Source organism: Desulfovibrio sp. OH1186_COT-070, assembly GCF_003860215.1.
Classification (GTDB): Bacteria; Desulfobacterota; Desulfovibrionia; order Desulfovibrionales; family Desulfovibrionaceae; genus Desulfovibrio.
In genome coordinates this window covers 1-499 of the sequence record NZ_RQYH01000154.1, presented here as the reverse complement: position 1 = coordinate 499, position 499 = coordinate 1, and the positions used below count along the sequence as shown (strand labels likewise).

The window sequence follows — 499 nt, the reverse complement described above, 5'->3', positions numbered from 1 at the left end:
CCCCATCCTATAGAAGCATCTGCTCTCAAATATACTTGATTATATCCTTTTAAGTCTTTTTCGGAATTGTCAGGATCTCCATATTCTATGACTTGAAGTGGAATTTCTTTTGCATAACCCCATTTAAACATATTGGCAAAGTCCCCTATAATAGATCTATCTTTCACTTGGTCTCCTTCTGATATTGTTGTGTTTATGTCAGCAGGTAACCCATTTATAATTCCCGGGTTAGCTCCCCAAGCAAGTTCAGGATATTGTTTAACTCCATTAACTTTTAATTTTGCTAGTTCTTGTGAAAAAATAGGAGACATTGCAATTGCTGAAACTTCTCCATTTGCTCCTTGAATCATAGCAACTGCAGTTTCAATATTTTCTTCAATTTGTGCTTTATCGAATGTTACAGTTTGAGTAACTAAACTATCAAAATGATTTGTTGAAATAACATCTGAAGCTTGCTTAGTTCGTGGATTAATTCCGTGAAAAGCCATAAGGTCAATAC

1 protein-coding gene is annotated in these 499 nt (G+C 34.7%); it reads right to left on the bottom strand.

Translation table 11 applies throughout. The annotated features are described in order from the left end of the window. On the bottom strand, window positions 1–499 hold a 499-nt coding region (locus tag EII23_RS12315; RefSeq protein ID WP_221620421.1), incomplete at both ends, for a hypothetical protein.